Annotated in this window: 4 protein-coding genes; 1 reads left to right on the plus strand and 3 read right to left on the minus strand. The window is 69.6% G+C overall.

Features of this window, described 5'->3' with window-relative positions:
* Positions 1–171: 171 nt before the first annotated feature.
* Positions 172–1,488: a nucleotide sugar dehydrogenase gene (locus tag FVW20_RS09845; RefSeq protein WP_196609290.1), complete on the minus strand. Its 1,317-nt coding sequence runs from the start codon at positions 1,486–1,488 to the stop codon at positions 172–174.
* A gap of 245 nt (positions 1,489–1,733) precedes the next feature.
* On the opposite strand from FVW20_RS09845, the gene FVW20_RS09850 reads away from it, so the two are divergent.
* Positions 1,734–1,940: a DUF2065 domain-containing protein gene (locus tag FVW20_RS09850; RefSeq protein WP_167125086.1), complete on the plus strand. Its 207-nt coding sequence runs from the start codon at positions 1,734–1,736 to the stop codon at positions 1,938–1,940.
* 116 nt (positions 1,941–2,056) lie between these two features.
* On the opposite strand, the gene FVW20_RS20150 is transcribed toward FVW20_RS09850, so the two are convergent.
* Positions 2,057–3,220 (minus strand): ubiquinone/menaquinone biosynthesis methyltransferase, encoded by a 1,164-nt coding sequence (locus FVW20_RS20150; protein WP_196609291.1) that lies wholly within the window; start codon positions 3,218–3,220, stop codon positions 2,057–2,059.
* Between the two features lie 6 nt (positions 3,221–3,226).
* Complete coding sequence (locus tag FVW20_RS09860) at positions 3,227–3,433, minus strand: hypothetical protein (protein WP_196609292.1); 207 nt, start codon at positions 3,431–3,433, stop codon at positions 3,227–3,229.
* Between the last annotated feature and the right edge of the window lie 168 nt (positions 3,434–3,601).

Raw genomic sequence — 3,601 nt, forward strand, 5'->3', positions numbered from 1 at the left:
GGGCCGGTGCGCGGATCTTCCGCCGCGCCCCTGTCGTCGGCCTGTTTCCCTTCCGCAGTGCGGCGCAGGGCCGCGCGCAGCGTGGCGTCGTCGGGGGCGGGGGGCAGGCGTTTGCGGCGTTGGCTGGCGAGCATGGCGTTTCCGTCCTTTGGGGCCGGTGCGCGGACCCCGTTACAATCGCCAGTAGGCGAAGAACCCGGCATCCTGCGCGGCCTGCGCATCGTGCAGCCCCTTCAGGTCCAGCAGCAGGGCGCGGTCCGGCGTGGCGAACCAGCCACGCATGACGGACAGGGGTATTGCACGGTACGCCTTGTGACCCACGGCCAGAATCAGCGCGTCAAGCTGCGTGAAATCGTCCAGCGTGGCAAGGTCCAGGCCGTATTCGTGCTGCGCTTCGGCGGCCTCGGCCATGGGGTCGTGCACCAGCACCGTCACTCCGTATTCGCGCAGTTCCGCCACCACGTCCACCACGCGGGTGTTGCGCAGGTCGGGCACGTCCTCCTTGAAGGTCAGCCCCAGGATGCCCACCCGCGCCCCGTCCACGCGGCAGCCCGCCTTGATCATCTGCTTGACGGCGGTTTCGGCCACATGCTTGCCCATGCCGTCGTTGATGCGGCGGCCCGCCAGGATGACCTGCGGGTGGTAGCCCAGTTCCTCTGCCTTGAAGGTGAGGTAGTACGGGTCCACCCCGATGCAGTGGCCGCCCACCAGGCCGGGCCGGAATGGCAGGAAGTTCCACTTGGTGCCCGCCGCCTCCAGCACTTCCAGGGTGTCGATGCCCAGGCGGTCGAAGATCAGCGAAAGTTCGTTCATCAATGCGATGTTCAGGTCGCGCTGGGTGTTCTCGATGACCTTGGCGGCCTCGGCCACCTTGATGCTGGCAGCGCGGTGCACCCCGGCGGTGACCACGCTGCCGTACAGCCCGGCCAGCAGGTCCATGGTGGGGGCGTCGCTGCCGGAGACCACCTTCATGATGGTTTCCAGGGTGTGTACCTTGTCGCCGGGGTTGATGCGCTCCGGCGAGTAGCCCACGGTGAAGTCGCGCCCGAAGACGAGGCCCGATTCGCGTTCCAGGATGGGCACGCAGACGTCCTCGGTGACGCCGGGGTACACGGTGGACTCGTACACCACCACGCAGCCGCGCGACATGTGGCGGCCCACGGTGGTGGAGGCCTTTTCCACGGGGGTCAGGTCGGGGTTGCGGTGGCTGTCGATGGGCGTGGGCACGGCCACGATGATCACCCCGGCGGCGGTCAGGGCGGCGCCGTCGCAGGTGAAACGGGCGGTGGTGGCGGCAAGGTCGGCGTCGGCCACCTCGCCGGTGCGGTCGTGCCCGGCGGTCAGCTCGTCCACGCGGCCCCGCGAGATGTCGAAGCCGATGACGTCGAAGCGTCGGGCCAGGGCCACCGCCAGGGGCAGGCCCACATAGCCCAGGCCCACCACTGCCACGGGGGATTCGCGGCGGGCGATGGCATCAAAAGTGGTCATGTCGTTCACTCTGTTGGTTGTCCTGTTTCCGGCCCTGCGGGCCGGTTGCTGCCGATGGTGGCCGGTTGCCTGCCCGTTGCGTGCCGGTTGCATGCCGGTTGCATGCCGGTCGTTTTCCGGCCGGGGCCGGGTTGGCCCTGCCGCGCATGCCCTCCCGGACCGGGCATGCCGAGGCGGCTGTCGGCGGGAAGCCGCGTTGGGGCGGGGGGTTGCCACGGGCGGCGCCCCCGTGTGAGAAGGCTTGCATGCATATCGACTGGAATACCCTGCTCTGCGCCGTGGGCCTTGCCTTCGTCATCGAAAGCATTCCGTATGTCCTGTTTGCCGAACGGATGCGCCCGGTGTTGCGGTCGCTGTCCGACCAGCCACCGGCCATGCTGCGGGGCATGGGCATCGCGGCCATGTGCGTGGGCGTCCTGGTGGTCTGGCTGGCCCGGCGCATGCTGGTCTGACGCACGTCGGTTGCACGTGCCGACCTGACACGTGCAAGCCTGCTGCGTGTTGGCCCGCTACATGTCGGCCTGACGGCTCCGCCCCCAATCTCCGCTCCCCGCGTTGCCGCGTGCGGCTAGCGCGCCTTCTTCCCCGCCTTGACGCCGCTGGCGGCGCGTTTCCTTTTTGCCGTTTTCTGGGTGGTTGCCGCACCGGGCAGGGTGCCCTGCACCGTACCCGGCGCGCCGGTTTTTGCCGCCTTGTCACCCGTTGCCTGGCTGCTGGCCCCGGCAGCCGCGTCCGTTGCTGCCGTGTCCGTTACAGCCGCGTCCGTTGCAGCCGACTCAGGGGCTGGCGTTTTCACGGCGGCGGACGCGCCGGGTCTGACAGATGCCGCAGGCTTGGAGAGTGCCGCAGGCTCGGCGGGCGCGGCCTTGCGCGTTCTGGGGGCGGGCCGCTCCTGCGCGGTCGTTTCCGTCCGGGCAGCATCCATCTGGGCCGCCCCGGCCTGCTGCGGTCCGGTCGCCGGGACAAGGGGCTTTTCGGCCACGTGCAGGCGTACGATACCCGAGGTCAGCGGCAGGTGGAACACCCTGCCAAAGCCTGCCGCCGTCATTTCCCCGGCCAGTTCGTCGGCGGTGGGAAAGGCCATGATGGTGTCCGCCAGGTAGCGGTAGGCGCCGGTATCGCCGGAAACGGCCTTGCCCACCATGGGCAGCACCCGGTTGAGGTAGAAATTGTACAGCCCGCGCCACACCGGGGTCTTGCCGGTGCCGAATTCCAGCACGCACAGCCGTCCGCCGGGCACCAGCACCCGCAGGATTTCGGCAAAGGCTTCCGACCGGGGCAGGATGTTGCGGATGCCGAAGGCGATGGTCACGCAGTCCACGCTGGCGTCGGCCAGGGGCAGGCGGCGTCCGTCCGCCGTGGCGGGCCATATGGCGCGCGCCGTTTCGCCGAACAGCTTGCCGCGCCCGCGTTGCAGCATGGGACGGCAAAAGTCCAGCGCGGGCACGCGGGTGCCGGGGTGCTGGCGCACGATTTCCAGCGAAACATCCAGGGTGCCCGCCGCCAGGTCCAGCACGCGGCCCGTGGGGCCGGGCACCACGTGGCGCACCAGGCGATAGCGCCAGTACTTGTCCAGCCCGCCGCTGAGCACGCGGTTCAGCAAGTCGTACCAGTCGGCGATGCGCCCGAACATGCCGGAAACGCTGCGGGCGTGCCCGCACGGATCGGACTGGCGGGTGCTGTCCGTGGGCGCCGCGGCGGCCTTCGGGCAGGTGGTGGCGGTGCGGTCCATGTGGGGCTACTCCCGCTCGGTGCCGATTGACGCCGCGGGAACCACGGGGGATTGGCCGTCGCGCGCGCCGTCGGTGGCGATGGATTCCAGCACCACACGGTAGATGGAGGGGAACACCTCGCCCAGGCTCGCCGGGGAAACCCGCTGGGTTTCGATGAACTTGACCACGATTTCCTTGGTCACCTGCAGGGCTTCCTTGCGAATCTTGTCCATGTGGGATCCTTTGGGTGCGGTCTTTTCGAGTGCAACCCTTTCGAGTGCAACCCTGTCGGCGCGTTTCCGGGCTGCGGTCCGCCGGGTATCGGACGGGCGGGGGCATCGGGGCGCCCCGCGGCCATCCCGCCACTGCCCCGCGGCTCCCCCACCACGGGCCGCGCCCGG

This window comes from Nitratidesulfovibrio oxamicus (genome assembly GCF_015731765.1).
Lineage (GTDB): Bacteria > Desulfobacterota > Desulfovibrionia > Desulfovibrionales > Desulfovibrionaceae > Cupidesulfovibrio > Cupidesulfovibrio oxamicus.